This window comes from Streptomyces pluripotens, from assembly GCF_000802245.2.
GTDB lineage: Bacteria > Actinomycetota > Actinomycetes > Streptomycetales > Streptomycetaceae > Streptomyces > Streptomyces pluripotens.
In genome coordinates, this window is the sequence record NZ_CP021080.1 from 4,371,818 (window position 1) to 4,396,735 (window position 24,918).

Annotated in this window: 18 protein-coding genes, 1 pseudogene and 1 riboswitch; of the genes and pseudogenes, 16 read left to right on the plus strand and 3 right to left on the minus strand. The window is 70.5% G+C overall.

Annotated features, from left to right (window positions below; all coding sequences use genetic code 11):
• The first annotated feature begins 3 nt into the window (after positions 1-3).
• The 4 genes from LK06_RS19870 (at position 4) to LK06_RS19885 (ending at position 8,632) form a co-directional block, all read left to right on the plus strand.
• Positions 4-2,835, plus strand: coding sequence for an SUKH-4 family immunity protein (locus LK06_RS19870; protein ID WP_078858861.1), 2,832 nt, complete (start codon positions 4-6; stop codon positions 2,833-2,835).
• A gap of 285 nt (positions 2,836-3,120) precedes the next feature.
• On the plus strand, positions 3,121-4,008 hold the full coding sequence (locus tag LK06_RS19875; protein WP_043433621.1) for a cellulose-binding protein: 888 nt from the start codon (positions 3,121-3,123) through the stop codon (positions 4,006-4,008).
• 241 nt (positions 4,009-4,249) lie between these two features.
• Positions 4,250-7,816 carry a transcription-repair coupling factor gene (mfd, locus tag LK06_RS19880; RefSeq protein WP_039652693.1) on the plus strand — a complete coding sequence of 1,189 codons (3,567 nt, stop codon included), beginning with the start codon at positions 4,250-4,252 and terminating at the stop codon, positions 7,814-7,816.
• Between the two features lie 108 nt (positions 7,817-7,924).
• The gene (locus LK06_RS19885; RefSeq protein ID WP_039652694.1) at positions 7,925-8,632 is read left to right on the plus strand and encodes an HNH endonuclease family protein; all 708 of its coding nucleotides are present in this window, start codon (positions 7,925-7,927) and stop codon (positions 8,630-8,632) included.
• 295 nt (positions 8,633-8,927) lie between these two features.
• On the opposite strand, the gene LK06_RS19890 is transcribed toward LK06_RS19885, so the two are convergent.
• Positions 8,928-9,617, minus strand: coding sequence for a hypothetical protein (locus tag LK06_RS19890; protein ID WP_039652696.1), 690 nt, complete (start codon positions 9,615-9,617; stop codon positions 8,928-8,930).
• A gap of 361 nt (positions 9,618-9,978) precedes the next feature.
• Positions 9,979-10,671 carry an Rv1352/Rv1906c domain-containing protein gene (locus tag LK06_RS19895; protein ID WP_039652698.1) on the minus strand — a complete coding sequence of 231 codons (693 nt, stop codon included), beginning with the start codon at positions 10,669-10,671 and terminating at the stop codon, positions 9,979-9,981.
• 188 nt (positions 10,672-10,859) lie between these two features.
• On the opposite strand from LK06_RS19895, the gene LK06_RS19900 reads away from it, so the two are divergent.
• The 8 genes and pseudogenes from LK06_RS19900 to LK06_RS35075 form a co-directional block, all read left to right on the plus strand.
• On the plus strand, positions 10,860-13,193 hold the full coding sequence (locus tag LK06_RS19900; RefSeq protein WP_039652700.1) for an N-6 DNA methylase: 2,334 nt from the start codon (positions 10,860-10,862) through the stop codon (positions 13,191-13,193).
• A 165-nt stretch (positions 13,194-13,358) separates the two neighbouring features.
• Positions 13,359-14,054, plus strand: a complete 696-nt coding sequence (locus LK06_RS19905; RefSeq protein ID WP_039652701.1) for a hypothetical protein — start codon at positions 13,359-13,361, stop codon at positions 14,052-14,054.
• A 38-nt stretch (positions 14,055-14,092) separates the two neighbouring features.
• Positions 14,093-15,586 (plus strand): serine/threonine-protein kinase, encoded by a 1,494-nt coding sequence (locus tag LK06_RS19910; RefSeq protein ID WP_267886100.1) that lies wholly within the window; start codon positions 14,093-14,095, stop codon positions 15,584-15,586.
• A 142-nt stretch (positions 15,587-15,728) separates the two neighbouring features.
• The gene (locus tag LK06_RS19915; RefSeq protein WP_039652705.1) at positions 15,729-16,556 is read left to right on the plus strand and encodes a glycoside hydrolase domain-containing protein; all 828 of its coding nucleotides are present in this window, start codon (positions 15,729-15,731) and stop codon (positions 16,554-16,556) included.
• Positions 16,557-16,751: 195 nt separating this feature from the next.
• Positions 16,752-17,402, plus strand: a complete 651-nt coding sequence (locus LK06_RS19920; protein ID WP_039652707.1) for a SurA N-terminal domain-containing protein — start codon at positions 16,752-16,754, stop codon at positions 17,400-17,402.
• A 278-nt stretch (positions 17,403-17,680) separates the two neighbouring features.
• A complete protein-coding gene (locus LK06_RS19925) occupies positions 17,681-18,703 on the plus strand; it encodes a nucleoside triphosphate pyrophosphohydrolase (RefSeq protein ID WP_039653178.1) in 1,023 nt (340 codons plus the stop codon).
• Between the two features lie 251 nt (positions 18,704-18,954).
• A complete protein-coding gene (locus LK06_RS19930) occupies positions 18,955-20,253 on the plus strand; it encodes a cytochrome P450 family protein (RefSeq protein WP_043406212.1) in 1,299 nt (432 codons plus the stop codon).
• 146 nt (positions 20,254-20,399) lie between these two features.
• A pseudogene (locus LK06_RS35075) lies at positions 20,400-20,687 on the plus strand (transglycosylase family protein); the annotation flags it as partial.
• Here the strand turns inward: LK06_RS35075 and LK06_RS35080 are convergent.
• Positions 20,651-21,046 (minus strand): hypothetical protein, encoded by a 396-nt coding sequence (locus LK06_RS35080; protein ID WP_324618369.1) that lies wholly within the window; start codon positions 21,044-21,046, stop codon positions 20,651-20,653. The pseudogene LK06_RS35075 and the gene LK06_RS35080 sit on opposite strands and share 37 nt — an antisense overlap.
• Positions 21,047-21,398: 352 nt before the next feature.
• On the opposite strand from LK06_RS35080, the gene LK06_RS35085 reads away from it, so the two are divergent.
• From LK06_RS35085 to LK06_RS19950, 4 genes are all read left to right on the plus strand, one after another.
• Positions 21,399-21,626, plus strand: a complete 228-nt coding sequence (locus LK06_RS35085) for a LysM peptidoglycan-binding domain-containing protein (protein ID WP_308355252.1) — start codon at positions 21,399-21,401, stop codon at positions 21,624-21,626.
• Between the two features lie 181 nt (positions 21,627-21,807).
• Positions 21,808-21,987, plus strand: a riboswitch (cyclic di-AMP (ydaO/yuaA leader).
• A gap of 4 nt (positions 21,988-21,991) precedes the next feature.
• Positions 21,992-22,690, plus strand: coding sequence for a LysM peptidoglycan-binding domain-containing protein (locus LK06_RS19940; RefSeq protein ID WP_043433624.1), 699 nt, complete (start codon positions 21,992-21,994; stop codon positions 22,688-22,690).
• A gap of 321 nt (positions 22,691-23,011) precedes the next feature.
• Positions 23,012-24,319, plus strand: a complete 1,308-nt coding sequence (gene eno, locus LK06_RS19945) for a phosphopyruvate hydratase (protein WP_039652714.1) — start codon at positions 23,012-23,014, stop codon at positions 24,317-24,319.
• Positions 24,320-24,420: 101 nt separating this feature from the next.
• The gene (locus LK06_RS19950) at positions 24,421-24,897 is read left to right on the plus strand and encodes an FtsB family cell division protein (protein WP_039652716.1); all 477 of its coding nucleotides are present in this window, start codon (positions 24,421-24,423) and stop codon (positions 24,895-24,897) included.
• Positions 24,898-24,918 lie beyond the last annotated feature (21 nt).

Genomic DNA, 24,918 nt, shown 5'->3' on the forward strand with positions numbered 1-24,918 from the left:
GCGATGGTGACGTATGCGCAGGCGCAGGAGCGCGCCGAGGAGTGGATCAACGGGGATGTCCCCGCGTACCAGCACCGTGAGGTGCGGGTGCGGGAGTTCGAGCTGGGTTTCGTGGTGTGGGGCGAGGACCGTGCGGAGGGGCCGCGTTCGGACGCGGGCGCGCAGCGGCTGGTCATTGCCCGGGACAGCGGGGACGCGACGCTGTGGCCAGCGCTTCCGGTGGGGGAGGTGATTCGCCGGTACGAGGAGAAGTACGGTCGCGTGGATGAGCCCGAGGACGCGGTTCCGACGGCGGCGCCGGCTCGCGTCGACCTGAACCAGACGTCGTTCCTGTTGTCTCCGCCGGAGTGGTTGCAGGAGGCGGCCGACAAGCTGGGGCTCGGGGAGCGGCCGGTGTCGGACGAGCGGGTCGCCGGCGTTCCGGGGGAGGCCTCTGCCACGGGCGGGGGCCCGGTGCCCGCTGTGGGTGGTGGTGCCGGTGGCGTGCCGACCGGGGCTGGTTCCGGGTCTGGCTTTGGTTCTGGTGGCGGTGCTTCTGCCCGTGGTGGTGCAGGTCTGGCGGAGACGCGGGCCGGGGTGCCGGCGGCTGCGCCGGAGGCGTTTGGTGGGACCCGGGGAGGGCCGGGGGTGGGCGGGGCTCCTGCTCCGGTAGACGTGCCCCCGGGGGCCACACCGTGGTCGGGCACCGACACCAATGCGGACTCCGGTGAGGACGATCGTTGCGTGCCGTTGCCGGCGACGGTGCTTGCCCCACAGGTGGGTGACTCGGACGACGGGGTTCCCCGGCCGACGGCGGTCGTGCCGGATGCGAAGACGGAGTTGCTGCCGGGCGGCAGTCAGCTGCCGCCGACGGCGGTCGCGCAGGCGCTCGATGCCTCGAACGGGCTGGGTGTTCCACCGGGGAGCACACCGCCGCCCGGCACCGTGGCATACGGCTTCCCGCCCGCGCCGGCCGCCCCTGGTGCGCCCGCGCCGGGTGCACCCGCCCATCCTTCGGTGCCCGCCGTGCCGCCCGTGCCTCCTGTTTTTTCCGGTGCGCCGCAGGACAGTGTGCCCCCGCCCCCGCGTCCTGGTGCCCCGTCGTACGGCTATCCGCAGGCGCCGGGCGGTGCGCCGGACGTGCCGCAGCCCCAGGCGGGGCCGGGCGCGCCCGCGCGGCGGCTCGCGCCGAACGCCGGCGACATCGCGGATGCCGCGACGAGCAAGGCGGCGCCACCGCCGAGGAAGGCGCGTGGGGGAGTGGGTGCACCGCCCCCTCCCCCCGGTGCCCCGGGCGTACCTGGCTCCCCTGGCGCTCGCGACGGGGGCGTGCCCCCGTCTGCGCCGGGCACGCCCCCGGGAGGGTACGTACCGACACAGCTCGTGTCGGCGCTCGGACCCGAGGGGGCCGAGGCCCAGGCTGGTGCGGGCGCGCAGGGCGGCTCCGCTGGGCCGCAGGGCGCGAAGGGGGTGGCGGCGCCGGGCGCGCCGAACACCTCGGGTGCTCCTGAGGCGCCTGTCACGCCCCCGGGCGCGCCGGGCGGGACCCCTCCGGGCAACGTGCACCAGGCGGCCACGGTGTTGGCGGATCCGGGTCGGTTGGGCGGGGGCGCGCCGCAGCCTCCGGGGGCCCCGGGAGGGTCCGGCGCGGCGGGGACGGCCGGTGTCCTGGGCGCTGCCGGCGGCGCCCAGGGTGCTGTGCACCATGCCGAGACCGTGCTGGCCGCGCCCCCTATCGTCGGTCCTGGAGTACCCCCGCCGCCCGCCCCGGGCGCACCCGGCGGTCCGGGTGTCCCGAAGCCGGCGCCGCCTGGTGCGGTGCCGCCGCCAGCAGTTCCCGGCCCGGGGCGGCCTCCGGCGTATGGGTATCCGCAGCAGAGCCGGCCGACGGTCGGTCCCGGCTACCAGGCCGTGTTGCGCTACCGTGCGCAGGACGGTTCGGAACAGCAGCTGATTCGACGTTCGGCGCCGGGCACACCCCATCCGGAGTGGCAGATCTTCCACGAGTTGCGTGCGATGAACGTGCCGCCGGCGCAGGTGCTGGAGTTGCACACCGAACTGGAGTCGTGCGAGTTGCCGGGCGCCTATTGTGCCCGGATGATCCGGGAGCAGTGGCCGCAGGCTCGGATCACAAGCATCGCGCCGTACGGCACGGATCACGCCGGCCGTCGGCAGGGCATGCAGCAGTTGCTGGCGCACCAGGGTGAGCTGCACCAGGTGGCGGACGGGCCCGCGCGGCCCGCGCCGGTGCGGGCGCCGCTGCCACCGGTGCAGGCCGCGCCGCCGATCCCGCCCGAGGGCGTTGCGCAGGAACTGGCGGTGGCGTTCGGGCCGGGTGTCTTCCGGTTCGAGCAGCAGGCGGTGTCGCGGCAGGGCGTGCCGCCGGTCGTGGCGCACACCCTGGTCATGGCGGGGCTGCCGCTCGACATGGGTCCGTTCTTCTGGGCGCAGGCCCAGCCGGGCCGGCCGGTGCCGACGCTGGCGGAACTGGCGGTCGAGCGCGGGGTCCAGCCGGCCGGGGACGCGGGGTCGTACCTCGTCCTGGGTACCGACTTCGGCAAGGCGATCTGTGTGCAGTACGGGACGGCGAACATCGTGGCCGTGCCGGTGGAGGCGGGGCCGGGCGGTGCTCCGGTGCCGCCGCAGTTCGTGAACACCGGACTGCCGGAGTTCGTGCGCTGCCTCGCCCTGCTGGGCCGGATGTGGCGCCTGCGGTACGGGCTGAACCAGGAGCAGGCGGGCCGTTGGACCGTCGACTTCCAGGCGCAGTTGGCGGCGTTGGATCCTGCGGCGCTGGGTTCTCCGGAGAGCTGGTGGTCCGTGCTGCTGGAGCAGATGTGGGACGGGCTGCTGTGATGTCCTCGTTCATGTGAAGGTGGGCGTTTCCCGGCTGCCCCGCCGCGCGCCGCGGGGCAGCCGGGCGGGTGCGTTCGCCGGTCGTAGCCGAGACCGGCGCGTGCTGCCCAGGGCTGAGGGGCCTGGTGCGCGTGGGCGGTCGAGCACGCGACGCCCACCACGAAGTGCGATATTCCGGCCGTAACGCGACTACGGAGTGTCGCGTTATGAGTGCTTACGTCCGATCCATCAAGATATGCGCGAAATCATCCTGTCGTGTAGGTCCGGTGGAGAGGGGTTCCCAGGGTGAGCAGCGCATCGATTTCGCCGCACGGCTTCGTGACCGTCCGGGGGCGCGGCTACCGCCCCGATCGGGTCGACGCGTGCATGGAGGCGCTGTCGCAGGATCGGGACGCCGCGTGGGAGCGCGCAGCGCGGCTGACTGTGCTCGCCAGGGACATGGAAGCGGAGGTCGCCCGCCTGCGCGAGACCGTCACCGCTCTCGCACCGCAGGCGTACGACACGCTCGGGGAGCGTGCCCGGCACGTGTTCCAGCTGGTGCTGGACGAAGCGGCGGACGTCCGGGAGCGCGCCCGGCACGAAGCCGGCCAACGGCTCGCGCAGGCCGAGGCCGAGGCCGAGGGCGTGCGCCAGGAGGGGCAAGAGGCGGCCCACGCGCTTCGTGCGGAGGCTGACGAACGCTGCCGCCAGCGGCTTCTTGCCGCGCGCGCCGAGGCCGACGACCTCCGCGTCCGTGCCCGGCGCGGGGTGAAGGCATGCCGTGGAGAGGCTCTCGCAGCGTTGCGCGAGATGCGGCAGCGCACCACCGGCATGCTGGCCGAGCAGTCCCGGGAGCACGCCGAAGGATGGGCCGCGGCCGAGCGTGCGGAAGCCGGCAGGGCCGCGGCGTTCGACGCCTGGCAGGCCGAGCAGGTGAACCGGGCCGAGACCGCGCTGTCCGAGGCCAAACGGGCTCTCAGCGAGGCCGAGGAGTCCGCGCGCCGCTGCCAGGAGGAGGCACGGGCGCGTGCTGCTGAGGTCATCGCCGCCGCCCGTGTGCGCGAGGAACGCATCGCCCGGGAAACGGAACAGGTGTTGTGCGAGCACGGCGAGACCTGGGACGACGTACGGGCGCACATGGACCATGTGCGCAGCAGCCTGATCACACTGACGGGCCGGGCCGCTCTGGAGTAGCGGCCTCCTGGGACCCGGCGCCGAACCCTCCCCCCGCTCTCCGCCAGAACCGACCCCGTGGCCCGTGCAGCTACCTTCCGGAAGGGACGGGGTGCCTATAGAGGCACCAGCACCCGGCGTCGGCGAGCACGATTGTCCACAGCCCCCGGCGGCGCTCAGTGCGGCGTCGTAGGCTGGAGACTCCCGGCCGTTTCCCGCGTCGGGCTCTTTGCGTTGCCCACCCCTGGACGGAAAAGCCCTCATGAGCCTGCATGGTCTGCTCGACGCCGTAGTCAAGGACGCCGCCCTCGCGGAAGCGATTCGGGCGGCGGCGGACGGCAACCGCATGCACGTCGACCTCGTCGGGCCGCCGGCGGCCCGTCCGCTCGCGGTCGCAGCCCTCGCCCGCGAGACCGGCCGCCCGGTGCTGGCGGTCACGGCGACGGGCCGGGAGGCCGAGGATCTGGCCGCCGCCCTGCGCTCCGTTCTGCCTGCCGAGGGTGTGGTGGAGTACCCCTCCTGGGAAACCCTCCCGCACGAGCGGCTGAGCCCGCGCAGTGACACCGTGGGCCGTCGCCTCGCCGTCCTGAGGCGCCTCGCCCACCCCAGCCCGGACGATCCCGAGACCGGCCCGGTCTCCGTGGTCGTAGCGCCCGTGCGTTCCGTGCTGCAGCCGCAGGTCAGGGGTCTTGGCGACCTGGAGCCGGTGTCCCTGCGGACCGGCTGGACGGCCGACCTGGACGATGTCGTGAAGGCCCTCTCGGCAGCGGCTTACGCGCGCGTGGAGCTCGTCGAGAAGCGTGGCGAGTTCGCCGTGCGCGGCGGCATCCTGGACGTCTTCCCACCCACTGAGGAACACCCCCTGCGCATCGAGTTCTGGGGCGATGACGTCGAGGAGATCCGCTACTTCAAGGTCGCCGACCAGCGCTCGCTCGAAGTCGCCGAACACGGCCTGTGGGCTCCGCCCTGCCGCGAGCTGCTGCTCACCGACGACGTACGCGCCCGTGCGCGTGCCCTCGCCGAGGAACACCCCGAGTTGGGCGAGCTGCTCGGCAAGATCGCCGAGGGCATCGCGGTCGAGGGCATGGAGTCCCTGGCGCCGGTCCTGGTCGACGACATGGAACTACTGCTTGACGTGCTGCCCAAGGGCGCGATGGCTGTCGTCTGCGATCCGGAGCGGGTCCGCACGCGGGCCGCCGACCTCGTGGCCACTTCGCAGGAGTTCCTGCAGGCGTCGTGGGCGGCCACTGCGGGCGGAGGCGAGGCACCGATCGATGTCGGCGCGGCCTCCCTGTGGTCCATCGCGGACGTCCGAGACCGGGCACGCGAACGGGACATGATGTGGTGGTCGGTCTCGCCCTTCGCCGCTGACGAGGCACTGACGGATCCGCTCGCCGCCGACGCGGCGGGGGACACCCTCAAGCTCGGCATGCACGCGCCCGACAGCTACCGAGGCGACACCGCCAAGGCCCTCGCCGACACCAAGGGCTGGCTCGCCGACGGCTGGCGCGCGGTGTTCGTCACCGAGGGCCACGGTCCCGCCGCACGCACGGTTGAGGTCCTCGGCGGCGAGGGCATCCCGGCCCGCCTGGATTCCGATCTCGGCCAGATCAGCCCCTCCGTGGTGCACGTCGCCTGTGGCTCCATCGAATACGGCTTCGTGGATCCGGCACTCCGGCTCGCCGTGCTCACCGAGACCGACCTGTCCGGCCAGCGTGCCGCCGGTCGTGACGGTGCCCGCATGCCCGCCCGCCGTCGCAAGACCATCGATCCGCTCACCCTGGAACCGGGCGACTACATCGTCCACGAACAGCACGGAGTCGGCCGCTACATCGAGATGGTGCAGCGCACCGTCCAGGGCGCCACCCGCGAGTACCTGGTCGTGGAGTACGCCCCCGCCAAGCGCGGTCAGCCCGGCGACCGCCTCTACATCCCCACCGACCAGCTGGAGCAGATCACCAAGTACGTCGGCGGCGAGGCGCCCACGCTGCACCGCCTGGGCGGCGCGGACTGGACGAAGACCAAGGCCCGGGCGAAGAAGGCCGTCAAGGAGATCGCCGCGGACCTGATCAAGCTCTACAGCGCGCGCATGGCCGCCCCCGGTCACGCTTTCGGTGGTGACACCCCCTGGCAGCGCGAACTGGAGGACGCCTTCCCCTACGCGGAGACCCCCGACCAGCTCACCACCATCGCCGAGGTCAAGGAGGACATGGAGAAGACGGTCCCCATGGACCGGCTGATCTGCGGCGACGTCGGCTACGGCAAGACCGAGATCGCCGTGCGGGCCGCCTTCAAGGCGGTACAGGACGGCAAGCAGGTCGCCGTCCTCGTCCCGACGACCCTGCTGGTTCAGCAGCACTTCGGCACGTTCTCCGAGCGGTACTCGCAGTTCCCGGTGACCGTGCGGGCGCTGTCCCGGTTCCAGACCGACACCGAGGCCAAGGCCGTTCTGGAAGGTCTGCACGACGGCGCGGTGGACATCGTCATCGGCACCCACCGCCTGTTCTCCTCGGAGACGAAGTTCAAGGACCTGGGCCTGGTCATCGTCGACGAGGAGCAGCGCTTCGGCGTCGAGCACAAGGAGCAGCTGAAGAAGCTGCGCGCGAACGTGGACGTGCTGACCATGTCCGCGACCCCGATCCCGCGCACCTTGGAGATGGCGGTCACCGGCATCCGCGAGATGTCCACGATCACCACGCCCCCGGAGGAGCGCCACCCCGTGCTCACCTTCGTCGGGCCGTACGACGAGAAGCAGATCGGTGCGGCCATCCGCCGTGAACTGCTGCGGGAGGGACAGGTCTTCTACATCCACAACCGGGTCGAGTCCATCGACCGGGCCGCGGCCCGGTTGCGTGAGATCGTCCCCGAGGCGCGCATCGCCACCGCTCACGGCCAGATGTCGGAGGCGGCCCTGGAGCAGGTCGTGGTCGACTTCTGGGAGAAGAGGTTCGACGTGCTGGTTTCGACCACGATCGTCGAGTCCGGCATCGACATCTCCAACGCCAACACACTGATCGTGGAACGCGGCGACAACTTCGGCCTGTCCCAACTGCACCAGCTGCGCGGCAGGGTCGGCCGGGGTAGGGAGCGGGGGTACGCCTACTTCCTCTACCCCCCGGAGAAGCCCCTGACGGAGACCGCGCACGAGCGCCTCGCCACCATCGCCCAACACACGGAGATGGGCGCCGGCATGTACGTGGCGATGAAGGACCTGGAGATCCGCGGCGCGGGCAACCTGCTCGGCGGCGAGCAGTCCGGACACATTGCGGGCGTCGGCTTCGACCTGTACGTCCGTATGGTCGGTGAGGCGGTGGCGGACTACCGGCGCCAGTTGGAGACGGGCGAGGCCGGGGCGGGGGTGGAGGAGCCGCCGCTGGAGGTCAAGATCGAGCTGCCTGTCGACGCGCATGTCCCGCACGACTACGCGCCCGGCGAGCGGCTGCGTCTACAGGCGTACCGGGCCATCGCCTCCGCCAACTCGGAGGAGGACGTCAAGGCCGTACGCGAGGAACTCTCCGACCGCTACGGGAAGCTGCCCGAACCGGTGGAGAACCTGCTGCTGGTGGCCGGGCTGCGGATGCTCGCACGGGCGTGCGGTGTCAGTGAGATCGTCCTTCAGGGCACCAACATCCGCTTCGCCCCGGTGGAGTTGCGCGAGTCCCAGGAGCTGCGGGTGAAGCGGCTCTACCCGGGCACGGTCATCAAGCCTGCCGCGCACCAGGTGCTGGTCCCGCGTCCGAAGACCGCAAGGGTGGGCGGCAAACCGCTGGTCGGCCGCGAACTGCTCGCCTGGGTCGGCGAGTTCCTCGCCTCGGTTCTGGGGTCGTGATCACTCCGTTCGGCCCCGTCTTCCCTGGCTGCCGCGGCAGCTACCGTAGGGGGAAGGCACCGCCGGCGCACGTGCCGGGCGGTCGAAGGCGAGTGGAGGGGACCCAGAGTGGCGCGTTTGGGGGGCGGGGTGGTCGCCGCTGTCATCGTGCTGATCGCCGGGGCCGGGTGCAAGGCCGGGCAGACCGAGGGTTCCTCCGGAACCAGGAGCGCGGGAGAGGCCCTGACCGCTGCAGGGTCGCTGACCGTCAAGGGACGTGCGCCCAAGACCGGTTACTCCCGGGCCCGGTTCGGCACCCCCTGGGCGGACACGGATTCCAACTCCTGCGACACCCGTGACGACATACTCAAACGCGACCTGAAGAACGTGAGGTTCACCGGGGGGACCTGCAAGGTCTCCTACGGCCTGCTCGACCGGGACCCGTACTCCGACAAGGCCATCACCTACCGGCGAGGCCGGAGCCAGGTTGACATCGACCATGTCGTGGCCCTCTCGGACGCCTGGCAGAAGGGCGCCAAGTACTGGGACCCCAGCAAGCGCATAGCGCTGGCCAACGACCCGCTCAACCTCATCGCGGTCGATGCGGGTGCCAACCGCGGCAAAGGAGACGGTGACGCGGCCACCTGGCTCCCGTCCAACAAGGCCTACCGCTGTACCTATGTCGCCACGCAAGTGGCGGTCAAGAAGAAGTACGGCCTGTGGGTCACCGCAGCCGAACGGACCGCGATGAAGCAGGTCCTCGCCACCTGCCCGGACCAGAAGCTCCCCACGGGTGGCAATCCGACCAGGGCGCCGGAGCGCTTCCGAGCCCGCTGAAGGGAGAGGACCACCCCCCGAACCGAGCTCCCTGAAGAGGGAGGCCACCCTGAACACGGAAGCCGGTCGCTGAGCGCGACGGCCATCCGTCGTGCCGGGGAAGAACCCCTGCGCGGACCTGCCGCCGACCACCACCGGCTCCTGAACGGACTTCGGGAAACGGCGAAGGGGCCGACAGCCTGACCGCGCCGCTGGGCGCGTCCGCTTGTCGGCCTTCTGGTGAGGCAGCCTGCCGGTCCCCCGATCCGGCAGGCTGCCCGTTTCGTGGATCAGGCGGCTCTGCCGCCCTTTCGGGTCACGCGGCCGACTTCTTCTGCAGGGCCCCCAGGATCTCGGTCGCCATCTTCTTCGCGGTCGCGGCGCCGTTGTCGGTGCCGGCGGTGGACGCCGTCGTGATCACGGCGTGCCCGGAGCGGACCGCGATGAGGGTGGTGCCGTTTTCCCAGGTGCCGCTCTTCAGCGTGATCGTGAAGGCCTCGTCACCGAGCCCGGGCGTGGGCTTGTTCGTGAGGCTGACCTTGGCGTGTGCGTCGGTGTCCGTGAACGTCGCACACTGCGTGGTGAAGGCCCTCAGCGACTTCATCACCTTCTTGGCCCTGGTGCCCTGGAACTCGTCGATCTCCTGAAACATGTCCTGGGTCTTGTCCCTGATCATGTATTCGTTCTGCGCGAACGACACCCCGCCCTTGTACCCGCTCGCCTGGATCCAGGACGTTTCCTCCAGCCTGGGGCAGTCCGGCTTCGTGGTGTTCTTGGCGGACGGCGAGAGGAAATGGCCTCCGCTGTCCGATGCGCCGTCGGCCTGCGCGGTGAACCCTGCCGGGAACACCGAGGCGGGCGCCAGTGCCGTCTTGAGCTGTGTACCGGTGAGCAGCCCGGCGTTGGGATCCTTGGCTGGCTTGCTGGCGAAGGGGGAACAGGCGGACAGCGCCAGGGGGAGTGCCGCGACGGCCAACAGCGTGACGACACGGGATGGAAGGTGCATGACAGTCCTTCAGAAGGATGGGTGATACGGGGGAAATGCGTACGGCGCGCCGTACGTCGTTCGGAAGCGGCTACAGCGGGAGTTCCGGGCTGGCGGCCGGGAGTCGACGAGACGCAGCCGGACGTGGGGGAGACGCAGAGAGCGGGCATCCCGGGCCACATAGCGGTGACCGAGTCTTCAGAGGCTGGTCAAAGCGCCCGCCTGTGCTGGAATCCATACTCTGCGCTGACGCGGTCTCGTGGCTTGCGGGGGACGGGACGGGGCGGGGTGCGTGCGACGTGTCACATGGCGGTCCTTGGAGGAGAGGTGAGAAGTGGTGGGCGCGCGGGGTGAAGGAGCCGGGGCCGGAGGGCCCGCCGGGTCAGGCGGTCTTCTTCCAGTTGCCGCAGCCGGTCGTCTTGAAGTAGGCGTCCGACGGGCGGATGGTGACGACGGCCGTGCCGGTCACGTTGTTGTTGGCGATGATCGAGTTCAGCCCGTGCTCGGCGTCCTTGGTGCGCTCCCAGTAGCAGGAGTCGTCCTTGTTCCCGGTCGACTTGTACGTGCCCGGCGCGATGTCCGTGCCGACCTTGTACATCCCCCCGTTGCCGTCCATCGAAGAGGCCGGCGTGCCCTTCGCCTTCGGGTCGACGGCCTCCCAGTCCTTGCAGCCCTCGGACTTGAACACCTTGTCGGTGGCCTTGATGGTGACGTAACTCGTGCCGCTGACGTTGTCGTTGGCGAGCAGCGAGTCCATTTCGCCCGAGGCGTCCTTGGCGCGCTCCCAGTAACACATGTCGTCGGCGTTGCCTGACGTGCGGTACGTGCCCGGCTTCACGTCCGAGCCGACCTGGTAGTCGCCGTCACCGGCGAAGGCGACCTTCTTCTTCTCGGTCGTCTTCTTGTCCCCCGAGTCCTTCTTGCCCCCGGACTTGTGTGTGGCGGAGGCCGAAGAGTCCTTGCCGCTGCCGTTGGAGCCGTCGCTCTTGTCACCGTTGCCTGCGGTTGCCGATATGGCACCGATGACGACGATCCCTGCGACGGCCCCCAGCGCGACCTTGGCCTTCATACCCATGGCGATCCCTCCCCAACGTGGCGACCACCCCCTCCGGCAGTCGCTCGGTTCGCTGGGTCAATAAGAACAGAGCCTGTGAACCGAGTCAACACAGTTCACAGGATCGACTGAGTGCACGCGCGTGAATGCGTGGATCGCGTGTACGCCGGTATGCTCGGTGCACACATGGGACGAGGGGAGTGGGGCGGGTGCAGGACAATGCGACAGAGGTGACGGCGGCCGGTATCGCGCGGCTCGCTGGAGTGGGCCGCGCTGCCGTCAGCAACTGGCGTCGCCGCCACGCAGACTTCCCCAAGCCGGTCGGCGGCACCGAGACCAGCCCGTCGTTCGCGCTCGCCGAGGTCGAGGCCTGGCTCCGCAAGCAGGGAAAACTCGCCGAGGTCCCGCTGCGTGAACGTGTCTGGCAGCAACTGGCCGGTCACCCCGAGGGCCCGTTGGTGGCCCTGGTGCACGTCGGTTGCGTGCTGCTGCTGATCCACGAGCGCCCCACCGTGTGGCTCGAAGCGAGCGCTGGTTCCGACGCACGGCTGGCCGCGATGCTGCCCGGCGTTCTGGAGGACGCGCTGGCGCCGCGCTTCGGCGGTCCGTCGGGCCGAGCGGTTCACAGGGGCCGTTCTGTCGGTGGCGCGGAGGCCGTGAACGCCTCCCAGCAGGCACGGAACGTGAACACCCTGCAGGCCGCACCTGCTGTGGATCCTGGCCCGGTCCCGCCTGTCGCGAACTCCGCACCGACCACATCCGACGTGAACGCGGCACCCGAGCCGCCGGGTGTGAACTCCTCATCGACCCCGCACCATGTGAACACCCCACCACCTGTTCCCCGCGTCCCTGCGGCGCTGGGAACGTACGCCCGGCGCAGCGCCCGCGCGGAGCACAGCCCCCATGCGGGGCGCGACACCCTTGCCTTGCGTATGCCCACCGGACCTCAGATCCTCGCCTCCGCCCAGCTTCTACGCGGTGCCGCCGAGCTGGCCGCCGAGGCCGGGGCGCGGCAGACGTTCGAGTTCCTGCTGAGCCGGCATGTGGACGCCAACCCCCGCCAGTACACGCTGACCCCGGCCGAGCTCGCCGGTGTCATGGCCGACCTCGCCGGCCCTGCCCGAACCGTGCTGGACCCGGCCTGCGGCACCGGGGCCTTGCTGCGTGCCGTCGACCCGCGTCCCGACCAGGAGCTATACGCCCAGGACAGCGCCCCCGACCTGGCCGCACTCACCGCGCTGCGGCTTGCCCTGCACTCCCGCGCCGCCGTGCGCGGGGTCGCAGGCGATGCCCTGCGCGCCGATGCCTATCCGGAGCTGCGCGCGGACGCGGTCCTGTGCCACCCCCCGTTCAACGAGCGCAATTGGGGCCACGACGAACTCGCCTACGACCCCCGTTGGGAGTATGGCTTCCCGGCCCGCACCGAGTCCGAGCTGGCCTGGGTGCAGCACGCGTTGGCCCGGCTGGCCGACGGCGGCACCGCCGTCCTGCTCATGCCGCCGGCCGTCGCGTCCCGACGTTCCGGGCGCCGGATCCGCGCCGACCTGCTGCGCCGGGGGGCGCTCAGAGCCGTCGTCGCGCTGCCGCTTGGGGCGGCACCGCCGTACAACATCCCGCTGCACGTATGGGTGTTGCGCCGGCCCGGCCGGACTCCGGTGACGCCCGAGGTGCTGCTGGTGGACGCCGGGAGGTTCGCCGGGGAGGGGAAGGCAGGCCCGGACTGGCAGGCGGTGCGGGACGCCGTCCTGGACGCCTGGGGCGCCTTCGCGCGTGACGGGCGGCTCGGCGAACGACCCGGACTCGCGCGTTCCGTTCCGGTCATCGAACTCCTCGACGACGACGTGGACCTGGCCCCCGCCCGTCATCTGCCGCCGGCGGCAGACGGCGGCGCGGAGCAGCTCACGGAGGTGCGCGAGCGCCTCGGTGCGACCCTGCGCCTGACCGTCGAGCTCACCCCGCCCCCCGCTGACCCGGCCTCGCCGGTGCGCTGGCCGCTCACCACCGTTGGCGAACTCGCGCGTGGGGGCGCGCTGGTGCTGCGCACCGGCGGGAACGGTGGCCACGCGCGGGCGCCCGTGCTCACCGACCACGATGTCCTCTCCGGAACCGCGCCCTCGGGCACGCTCCCGGAGAGTGAGGAGGAGGCCGTACTGACCGAGCCGGGCGACGTCGTCGTACCGGTGCTCGGCGGTGGCGCAGTGGCGCGCGTGGTCGATGACGCCACGGAGGGCGCCGCCCTGGGGCGCAACCTCGTGCTTCTGCGCCCCGACCGTACGGCGCTCGACCCCTGGTTCCTGGCCGGCTTCCTCCGAGGCACCACCAACAACCGGCAGGCCAGCAGCTACGCCTCCACCGCGACCCGGCTGGACGTGCGCCGGATGCAGCTGCCCCGGCTCCCCCTGGACGAACAACGGCGTTACGGCGCGCGTTTCCGCGCACTCGACGAGTTCGAGCGGGTGTTGCGCCATGCGGGTCGGCTCGGAGAGCAGTTGGTGCGCGGGATGTACGACGGGCTCACCGACGGCACGGTCACGCCCGACTGATCCCTGATCGACCGCCGAGTGCTGAGGGGCCCGGCAACGGTTCGGTACAGGCCGGGCCGCTCGTCCATGCCGGGCCATATGCTCGAAGCGACAGGCGTACGACCGGCGTTGCCCGACCCGGAGCACACCGGACGGGCACACCCATTTCAGGCATCAGGAGCAGCCATGCAGGGCCACGGCCACGGTCAGTCGGTGAAGAAGCCACCGCACACCGGGTGGTTGGTCTTCCTGCGTGTGCTGTTCGTGGCGCTCGGCTTCCTCAGCTTCGGCTTGCTGGCTTGGGCGATGATGCTGCGGCTGGCCGCCGTCACGCGCCGGTCACTGGACTGGGGGCTGTTCGTCGCGACGCTGGTCGCAGACATCCTCAGCTTCGTGCTGCTGGGGAGCGAGCCCGGCGACGACATCCACACCACCGGCGGTTACGTCGGCGTCGTGCTGCTGCTCATCCTGTTCGTGGGTGCGCCGGCGTACTACCTGGCCGCGGACATCCGCCATTTCATGGAGCGACAGACGCACCTGACGCAGCAGGTGGCGCCGGCGTACGGCTACCCAGGCCATCCGAGCCCGTACACGGCGACGACCACACCGAGCGCGGGATTCCGTCCCGTGGGGTATGTCTCCGGCACCCCCGCCTTTGCCGACGCACCCGTGGCCCCGCCCCTTCCCCCTCGCCCGTCCGCGGTGCCGCACACGCCCGTCGCTCCGTCGCCGCCGAACACCCCGCCGCCCAGGCACCCGGCGCCCGCCCGGATCGACCAGGTGCGAGCCGAACTGGATGAGCTGAGCGACTACCTGCGCCAGCACGGCGGCGGGCGGGACGACGGCCACGGTGGGGTTCCCGGGCACGAGGGCGGCAGGTGACCGTGGCGACAGGGCGGGTCGTCGCCGGCCGGTACGAACTGTCCACGCTCATCGGACAGGGCGGCATGGGCCAGGTCTGGACGGCGTACGACCAACGGCTCGACCGGCGCGTGGCGGTGAAACTGCTGCGCCCCGACAAGGTGGCGGGCCAGGAGGCGGACGAGCTGCGCCGCCGGTTCGTGCGTGAGTGCCGGGTGACCGCGCAGGTGGACCACCCCGGTCTGGTCACCGTGCACGACGCGGGCAGCGAGGGCGACGAACTGTTCCTCGTCATGCAGTACGTAGATGGTGCGGACCTCTCCGACCATCTCGCCGAACACGATCCGTACCCGTGGCAGTGGACGGTCGCGGTGGCCGCCCAGCTGTGCGCGGTGCTGAGCGCCGTGCACGCCGTGCCGATCATCCACCGCGACCTCAAACCGCGCAACGTGATGGTCAAGCAGGACGGCACGGTCACCGTGCTTGACCTGGGCGTCGCCTCGGTCATGGACACCGACACCACCCGCCTCACCCACACCGGATCCCCGATCGGCTCGCCCGCCTACATGGCGCCCGAACAGGCGATGGGCGGCGCGGTCGGTCCGTACACCGACCTCTACGCGCTCGGCGTACTGATGCACGAACTGCTCAGCGGCGACGTGCCGTTCGTCGGCTCCACGGCGCTCGGCGTGCTGCACCGGCATCTGTACGAGCCCCCGCTACCGGTGCGCCGCATCCGCCCCGAGGTCCCCGAGGGACTCGAAACCCTCGTCCTGCGGCTGCTCGCCAAGGACCCGCAGCACCGGCCGGCGTCCGCGCAGGAGGTGTACGAGGACCTGGCAGTCCTTCTGCCCGCGCGGGGGACGCCGACGGGGGCGCCCTTGGACCCCACGCGGCCTTTCCTGCGTCCGCACGCCCCTTGGCCCGACCGCGCACGGACCCCTGCGCCCCAGCCCGCCTCCGTTGCGCCGGCGCCGCTGGTGGGCGAGAAACCCGATGTCGCCGCGGCCGTGGACGAGGTCAAGCGGCTGCTCGGGGAGGGGCGCATCACCCAAGCCGTCGACATGCTCGGCACGATCCTGCCCGCTGCCGCCGAACAGCACGGCGAGCGCTCCCCGGTGGTGCGCACCCTGCGCAAGCAGTACGCGGCCACGCTCATGGACGACGGCCAGTACCGGCGCGCGCTGCCCGAACTGCGCCGCCTCGCCGACGAACGTGCCGCCGAGGCCGGCCAGGCGGACCCGCAGTCCCTGCGCTTCCGGTACGAGGCCGCGCAGTGTCTGGAACAACTGGGCGAACCGTCGGCCGCGCTGGCCGAGTACCGCGCGCTGCTGCCGTACTACGAGAACCAGTACGTCTCCGGCGACCTGCAGCTCGCCCACGAGGTCCGCCGGCGCATCGGCCACCTGCTGCTCGCCCTCGGCGACCGGCCGGCCGCGCACGACATCCTCGCGCGACTGCTGATGGAGGTGGAACGGATGCACGGACCCGGGTACCCCATGGCCGTGGAGATCCGCCGCACCCTGCAATGGCTGGGACAGGTGCACGGCTAGGATGTGCCGTTCCTTGGGTGCTTCTCGTGAACCCGGGGATCTTGACTTGTGCGAACGCGGTGACGGAGCCCGGTACTTTGCGCTTCGTCGTCGCCGAACAAGCACGCGCGCGGACCGCCGTGCACGATCAGGGGTGGGACTCATGGCCGGCCACCGGCAATCGAAGAAGCGCAGGTACCTCACGTGGGCGGTGGCCGGTGCGGCCGTTGCCGCCGCGGCCGGCATCGCCGCGCAGACGTCCATGGCGGCCACCACCTGGCCCGCCCAGCGCACTTTCAAGGGCCGTGCGTTCGACACCTGTGCCGCGCCCTCGCTGTCAACGATGAAGGCCTGGCACACGGGCTTCTACGGCGCCGCTGCCGTCTACGTGGGCGGCAAGAACCGCGGCTGCTCCCAGCCCCACCTCACCGCCTCCTGGGTGAAGTCGGTCAACACCATGGGCTGGAAGCTCATCCCGATCTACGTGGGAGCCCAGCCGCCCTGCCGGTCCGGCGCCAACCCGGAGAAGCTGACGGCCCGCACCGCCGCCTCCCTCGGCGCCTCGGACGCCGCTGACGCGGTGGCCAGGGCCTCCGCGCTCGGGATGAGGAAGGGCAGTCCCGTCTACCTGGACGTCGAGGCCTACGACATCAAGGACAAGGCGTGCAACGAGGCCGTGCTGACCTACGTGCGCGCCTTCGACAAGGGGCTGCGTGCCAAGACCTACCGGGCCGGCTCCTACGGTTTCAGCAGCTCCAGCGCCAAGGCCGTCGTCACCGCGTCCAACAGGAAAGGCCTGCCCGGCAACCTCTGGTACGCGCGCTGGGACAAGCACAACACCACCGTCTCGGACTGGCCCTGGGGCTCCACCCGGTTCACCGACCACAGCCGCGCTCACCAGTACATGGTCAACAGCAGGGAGAGCCACGGGGGCGTCACGCTCACCGTCGACCGTGACGCGTGGGACGCCCCGGTGGCCATCATCCGCTGAGCCGTACGCCCTCGGGCCGGGCGCGGCGGTGCCCGAAGTGCACGCGAATCGTTGGTCGAATGGGTTGGCCGCAGCCTGCCCACTGCCTACCATCGATCACCGCAAGACCCTGTGCGCCCGCCCGTCGCCGACCACCACCCTTGACGGGGGTGCTGCGCGCCGCACTTGTTATTGCAATCTCCTCGGGAGGTTTCCTTGCACCGCCGTCGTCGCACCGCCCTCCTACTCACCGCCGCGATCGCCGCCGCGGCACCCTTCCTGACCGCCTGTGGAAACGATGCGCACCCGGGCGCGGCAGCCGTCGTCGGAGGGCAGCGGATCACCGTCGCCCAACTGGAGAACCGGGTCAACGAGGTCCGTCAGGCCCAGCGGGCCGCGGTGGCGAACGACGCCCAGTACCGGCAGGTCCTCGCCTCCACGGGCAGCCTGACCCGCGACACCCTGCACAACATGGTCCTCGACCGGGTGCTGCACCGGGCCGCTCAGGACGCGGGCGTCACGGTCACCCGCAAGGAGGTCCAGCAGATGCGGGCGGGCCTGGAGCAGCAGGTCGGCGGGGCCAAGGGGCTTCAGACGGCCTGGCTGCAGAAGTACGGCATCGACCCCGCACACCTCGACGACAACCTGCGCCTCCAGCTGGAGGCGCAGAAACTCGCGACCGAGCTCGGCACCGACACCGGCCAGCCCGCCTTCTGGAAGGCTCTGTCCAAGGCCTCCGGGGAACTCCACGTTGCCCTCAACCCGCGCTACGGGGCCTGGGACGTGCAGAAGAGCAGCCGGGTGGACGTCAAGACACCCTGGGTACGGGAGGTCACGACGGCGGGTGGTCAGCTGCTCACGACATAGACGACGGGCTGACGGACCGCGGGCCGACAGACCGGGGTACCACGGCCCCGCGGCGACCACGGCAGCGAGAGATCGACGTACTGGCGGCGGCACCGGAGTCACCGGCAGGCCGGCGGACCGGTGGGCCAGCCGGTCCGTCGGAGCGGTACGGCCGTGGTCGCCGCGGGGCCGGGATGGTGAGCGATGAAACGGCAGGTCACAGTCGTACGATCGCAAGATCGGCCTGTCCCTGTGGACAACGGAAACCGCTCCCCCGCCGCGTGGGTTACGTTCGGATCGTGAACGCATCCAGCTCCGCAGCCGCCGCCCCCGGCCCCGCCGGTCCCGAACCCGTCGCCGGCCCCGGCCGCATCGTCCTGCTCACCACCAGCCACCGCGTCGCCCCCGGCCTGCTCTCCTGGCCCGCCTGGCAGGCCCTGCGCACCGCCGATGTCGTGTTGTGCGCGGACGGCGCACATCCGCAGTTGCCGTACCTGCGGGAGGCCGGGACGGCCGTGCAGGCGGTGTCCCCCACCGCACAGCAGCTGGTCGACGCCTGCGCCGGTGGCCGGACGGTGGTGGTCGTGGCGACGGGCGAGGGTGAGCCGGCGCTCACCGACGGCCTGGCCCGGCTGGCCGGCTCCGGCCGCATCTCCATGCCGGAGCTGGAGCTGCTCCCGGCCTCTTACGACCTGCCCGGCGCTCGTCTCCTGGACCTCGTGCAGGTCATGGACCGCATCCGCGTCGAGTGCCCCTGGTCCTCCCGGCAAACGCACAAGGGCCTGGCCAAGTACGGCATCGAGGAGGCGTACGAACTGGTCGAGGCGATCGAGGCCGGCGATCGCGAGGAACTGCGCGAAGAGCTGGGCGATGTCCTCCTGCAGGTCGTCTTCCACTCCCGTATCGCCGAGGAGGATCCGGACGCGCCGTTCTCCGTCGACGACGTGGCGGGCGGCATCGTCGCCAAGCTCATCCACCGCCACCCGCACGTCTTCGGCGACGAGAAGGCCGAGACCCCCGAGGAGGTCAAGGAGCACTGGTTGCGCACCAAGGCCGAGGAGAAGCGGCGCAGCTCGGTCACGGAGGGTGTTCCCCTCGGTCAGCCCGGCCTCGCCCTCGCCGCCAAGCTCGCCTCCCGTGCCCGCACGGCGGGCCTGGACGTCCCCCTGCCGACGTCGGAGGGGGTCGGCTACGAACTGCTCGCGCTCGCGGTGCGCGCGGATGCCGCCGGAGTCGATCCGGAGGCGGCACTGCGGGCAGCGGCACGGGCGTATCGGGATGCGATACGTGTGGCGGAGGGACTGGCAGTGGGCGAGGCGTAGCCCTGTGCAGGAGCGTCCACACCAGCTCACCTTCCGCTCCCACAGCTCCCCTCCTGTTCTTCTGTGCGCCTGAGTTCATCCGTGTCCGTCTGTGTCCATCCGTGTCCGTCCGTGTTCCTTCGCGTTCATGGAAGTGATGCGTGTTCGTGCGTGCCAGTCCGCCTCCGTCGCCCGTATCGTGTCCGATCCGCAGGCCTGGTTCCGCCGGCCGCCCCGAAGCCTGGCCACCCGAGTCCGGATACCGTCGTGGAGTGACCAATCCGCCCCGCCCCTCGACGGCTTCCGACTCAGCGCCCGCCTTGTTCACCTGGGAGTTCGCCGCCAACCCCTATCCGGCCTACGCCTGGCTGCGCGAGCACGCCCCGGTTCACCGGACCCGGTTGCCCAGTGGAGTCGAGGCCTGGTTGGTCACCCGGTATGCCGATGCCAGACAAGCCCTCGCCGATCAACGGCTGAGCAAGAACCCGGCGCATCATGACGAGCCCGCCCACGCCAAGGGCAAGACCGGCATCCCTGGTGAGCGCAAGGCCGACCTGATGACGCATCTGCTGAACATCGATCCGCCGGACCACACACGGCTGCGCCGGCTGGTCAGCAAGGCGTTCACGCCCCGACGCGTCGCCGAATTCGCCCCCCGTGTGCAGGAGCTGACCGACCGCCTCATCGACCAGTTCGCGGCGCGCGGCTCGGCCGACCTGATCCACGAGTTCGCCTTCCCGCTGCCCATCTACGCCATCTGCGACCTGCTCGGCGTCCCGAGCGAGGACCAAGATGACTTCCGCGACTGGGCGGGCATGATGATCCGGCACGGGGGAGGGCCGCGCGGTGGGGTCGCACGGTCGGTGAAGAAGATGCGCGGCTACCTCGCCGAACTGATTCACAAGAAGCGCCAGGCACTGCCTGCCGACCCCGCACCCGGCGAGGACTTGATCTCCGGCCTGATCCGCGCCTCCGACCACGGTGAGCACCTCACGGAGAACGAAGCCGCCGCCATGGCCTTCATCCTCCTCTTCGCAGGCTTCGAGACAACCGTCAATCTCATCGGCAACGGCACCTACGCCCTGCTCACCCACCCCGAACAACGCCACCGCCTGCAGGGGTCCCTGGCACGAGGGGCAAGGGACCTCCTAGAGACCGGAGTGGAGGAACTGCTCCGCTACGACGGGCCGGTGGAGTTGGCCACCTGGCGGTTCGCCACCGAACCTCTCACCATCGGCGGTGAGGACATCGCGCCGGGAGACCCGGTGCTTGTCGTCCTCGCCGCCGCCGACCGGGACCCGGGGCGGTTCTCCGAACCCGACGTACTGGACCTCGCCCGGCGGGACAACCAGCACCTCGGCTACGGCCACGGCATCCACTACTGCCTGGGTGCGCCACTGGCCCGCTTGGAGGGCCAGACCGCGCTCGCCACCCTCCTCACCCGGATGCCCGACCTGCGGCTCGCCGCGGACCCGGCCGAACTGCGCTGGCGCGGCGGGCTCATCATGCGCGGACTACGCACCCTGCCCGTGGAGTTCACCCCGGTTCCCGAAGAGGTTCCACGAGCTTAAACGTGACATTCCGTTAACCCTGTGATCTTTGCGTGATCTGTGCGGCATTGACTTGTGACAAGTGATCGTCAGCCGATACGTTCACCCATCAGCGCGGCGGGCACCATCCGTCGCGCTGGTACTGCTGTCGCGCGAAAGGTTTCCGCATGCTCTCCGGGAATGGTCGTCACCGTCGCCCCCGCCAGGCTCCGGCTCTGCTCGTAGCGGCAGGAGTGACCGGCTCGGCCATCGCCATCCCACTGCTCGGCGCCGCGAGCGCCAACGCGGCCGACGGCACCACCTGGGACAAGGTGGCCGAGTGTGAGAGCGGGGGGTCCTGGAGTGCCGACACCGGCAACGGGTACTACGGCGGCCTGCAGATCTCGCAGGATGACTGGGTGAAGTACGGCGGCAGCCGCTACGCCGACAGCCCCGACCAGGCCAGCCGCTCGCAGCAGATCGCCGTCGCCGAGGAGATACTCGGCGACCAGAGCACCGCTCCCTGGGCCACTTGCGCCCAGCGGTCCGGCCTGACGCCGGGCTCGGGCGCTGTGGATGTGGACACGGGGGTCGGAGGCCTGGGGGGCGCCGGCGGTGCGAACCATTCCGGCGGTCTGTCCGACGACTCCGTTTCAACCGGTCTGTCCGACTCCTCGACCTCGTCGTCCTCCGTCCCCTTGTCACCCTCCTCCTCGGGGTCCTCGTCCTTCTCTCCCTCTGGCCCTTCCTCCTCCACTCCGTCGTCGCCCTCTTCGTCGTCGCCCTCTTCGCCCGGGTCCTCTTTGCCCGGATCGCCCTCGTCCGACGTCGACACTGCAACCGGCACCGGCACCGGCACCGGTTCTGGCTCCGACTCCGATCCCGGTTCGGGTTTGGGTCCCGGTTCCTCTCCGGGCTCGACGCCCGTGCCGGGCTACACCCCGGGCGAGGATGCAGCCACGGACCCCGGTATGGATGCCGACCTCAAAGGGTCCAATGCCACTAAGTCCGACAAGTCAGTTTCATCTGGTGCGGGATATGCGCAGGGGGGTGAGGGCTCTTCTGCGGCCGGCCCGAATACCGACAACTCGGGCACATCCCGTCAAGGTGCAGGCTCTTGGAGTCTGGTCGACACCGGCACTCTCGATGGCGGCGGGCGCCACCGTGGCGAGAGTGCGGAAGGAAGCGTGAAAAGCGGACAGAAGGGTGAGGTGTTGGGTCGTCACGCCTCACGTGAGCCGGGCACCTATACCGTCCGCGAGGGCGACTCCCTGACCTCCATCGCCGACTCCTTTGACGTCGACGGCGGATGGCGTGCGCTCTATGCCGGGAACAAGGGGGTGGTCGGTGCCGATCCGGACCACATCGTCGCCGGTCAGACCCTCGAAGTCGGTGCGGAAACGGGTGCAAAGTAGGGGAAGTTGACGCCATACTTCGCCGCTAATGTCCGTTTAGGTGAAAGTGTGGGATGAGTCTCAGAAGCCCTGATCGTCTTTGAAATTCCACGGATCGCGTGTCTACGGTCAGGACCGCTCGTCACCACGAGCCCCGGCAGCTGCAACGCCGAATCCTGCCAGCGGCTGCCCGGGAACATTCGACGCGTAAGCGCCGCAGGCAGGAGCGGGGGACCCAAGGTAAGTGCCGATGCCAGCAGTTGAGCTGGAATCGGCTTGGGGTGAAGCCGCATCGCACGTAGAGCAAGACGTGGGATGCGGCCGGGCAGCCCAACCGGCCCGAACCCGACAGCTCACCTCGCAGGCGTCGGTGAGGGGATCGTTCCATGCTGTTTTCCGGCAAGGGCAAGCATCGTCGTCCGTCCAAGGCCGCTCGCGCCCTCGCGCTCGCCGGTGTCACCGGCGCCGCCGTCGCCGCCCCGCTGATGGCGGCCGGCAACGCCTCCGCCGCCACCGCTTCCCAGTGGGACGCCGTCGCCCAGTGCGAGTCCGGTGGCAACTGGTCCATCAACACGGGCAATGGCTACTACGGCGGTCTGCAGTTCTCCGCCTCCACCTGGGCCGCGTACGGCGGCACTCAGTACGCCGCCACGGCCAACAACGCCACCAAGGCGCAGCAGATCGCCATCGCCGAGAAGGTTCTGGCGGCGCAGGGCAAGGGTGCCTGGCCGGTCTGCGGCACGGGTCTGACGAGTGCCCCCTACAACGGCTCCGCCCCGAGCAGTTCCTCGAACAACTCCGCCGGCACCTCCTCGTCGAGCGGCGCCAGCACCCGCTCGACCGGCCAGCCGGCCGCCTCCCGCTCCGCTGAGCGTCCGGCCGTGGGTAAGACGGTCACTACTCCGGCCGGCAAGAGGGTCAAGAAGGGGGATGGCGAGTACAAGGTCGTCAAGGGCGACACCCTCAGCTCCATCGCCGTCAAGCACGGCGTCAAGGGCGGTTGGCAGAAGCTGTTCGACCTGAACAAGGGCATCATCGAGGACGCCAACCTCATCTACCCGGGCCAGCAGCTGCACCTGAAGTGACACCGGGCTCCGGTCGGAGTCGCGGTGCCCCCACTCCCGGCGCCCCGCGCCGGAGGCCCTCCGGTCTCGTGAGGGACTCTCACCCCTGACTCCCAGGACTCCCCGCCCCGGCGCGTGTTCCCCCGTACGCGCCGGGGCGGGGTTTTTCCGTCCTCTGTAGGGAGACCTCTTTGTTTCGTTTGAAAACAAAAGGTACCGTCGGGCGTGTCCACGGGACGGTCGGTCGGCTGGCCGATGGCCCCGTGGCGGTTAGGCTCTAGTCGCAAGGCGCAGCCGTAAGGCACCCAGCCGTGCACTTCCAGCGTCACATCCAAGAAGGAGATGCTCGTGCCGTCCATCGACGTCGTCGTAGCCCGGGAAATCCTGGACTCCCGAGGCAATCCCACGGTCGAGGTCGAGGTCGGCCTCGACGACGGCAGCACGGGTCGTGCCGCCGTCCCGTCCGGCGCCTCCACCGGCGCTTTCGAGGCCATCGAGCTCCGTGACGGTGACCCGAACCGCTACCAGGGCAAGGGCGTCGAGAAGGCCGTCCTCACCGTCAGCGAGCAGATCGGCCCGGAGCTGGTCGGCTACGACGCCACCGAGCAGCGTCTGATCGACCAGGCCATGTTCGACCTGGACGCCACTGACAACAAGGGCTCCCTCGGCGCCAACGCCATCCTCGGCGTCTCGCTCGCCGTCGCGCACGCCGCCTCCGAGGCCAGCGACCTCCCCCTCTTCCGCTACCTGGGCGGCCCGAACGCGCACCTGCTGCCGGTGCCGATGATGAACATCCTGAACGGCGGCTCGCACGCCGACTCCAACGTGGACATCCAGGAGTTCATGATCGCCCCGATCGGCGCGGAGTCCTTCTCCGAGGCACTGCGCTGGGGCGTCGAGGTCTACCACACCCTGAAGAAGGTCCTGAAGTCGAAGGGCCTGGCCACCGGCCTCGGTGACGAGGGTGGTTTCGCCCCCAACCTGGGTTCCAACCGCGAGGCCCTGGACCTCATCCTGGAGGCCATCAAGGAGGCCGGCTACATCCCCGGCCAGCAGGTCGCCCTGGCGCTCGACGTGGCCGCCTCCGAGTTCTACAAGGACGGCAAGTACCTCTTCGAGGGCAAGGAGCGCTCCGCCGCCGAGATGACGGAGTACTACGAGGAGCTGGTGGCGGCCTACCCGCTGGTCTCCATCGAGGACCCGCTGTTCGAGGACGACTGGGCCGGCTGGAAGGTCATCACCGACAAGCTCGGTGACAAGGTCCAGCTGGTCGGCGACGACCTGTTCGTCACCAACCCGGAGCGCCTGCAGCGCGGCATCGAGGAGGGTGCGGCCAACGCCCTGCTGGTCAAGGTCAACCAGATCGGCTCGCTGACCGAGACCCTGGACGCCGTCGAGCTGGCCCAGCGCAGCGGCTTCAAGTGCATGATGTCCCACCGCTCCGGCGAGACCGAGGACGTCACGATCGCTGACCTGGCCGTCGCCACCAACTGCGGTCAGATCAAGACCGGCGCACCGGCCCGCTCCGAGCGTGTCGCCAAGTACAACCAGCTGCTGCGCATCGAGGAGATCCTCGACGACGCGGCGGTGTACGCCGGCCGCAGCGCCTTCCCGCGCTTCCGGGGCCACGTCGAGATCTCGAAGGACTGACCCACACCGGGCTAAGCCCTAGCCAGTCGTCCGTACGTCCCCGTCCCCGGTCCCGTACCGTGTCCGGGGACGTACGTGCGTGTGAGCGGGAGGCGGGGAAAATGGCCGTGAAGGACCGTGACCGGTTCTCCACCACGACCAGACTGCGGCTGCTCGGCGAGCAGACCGCGGCCCGGGTCTACCGTTCCCAGACGAAGCGGCAGGCCCGCCGCTCCCGGCTCACCGGTCGCGCGGCGCTGCTCGCGCTGGTGCTGTGCTCGTTGATCGTCGCGCTCGCCTATCCGATGCGGCAGTACGTCTCCCAGCGCGCGGAGATCGCCGACCTCCAGCGGCAACAAGATCGGGCCCGCCAACGTGTCGAACAACTGCGCGACCTCAAGGCGCGCTGGCAGGACGACGCCTATGCCGAGCAGCAGATCCGGCGCAGGCTGCACTACGTGCTGCCGGGGGAGACCGGGTACGTGGTCGTCGCCCCGGGCGCGGCCACGCAGTCCCGTGCCGACCTGAGGGCCGCTCACCGGCCCTGGTACGCGAACGTCTGGGACGGCGTCGACAAGTCCGACGCCTCCGGCCGGTGACCGGCCCCCGGCCGGCAATCG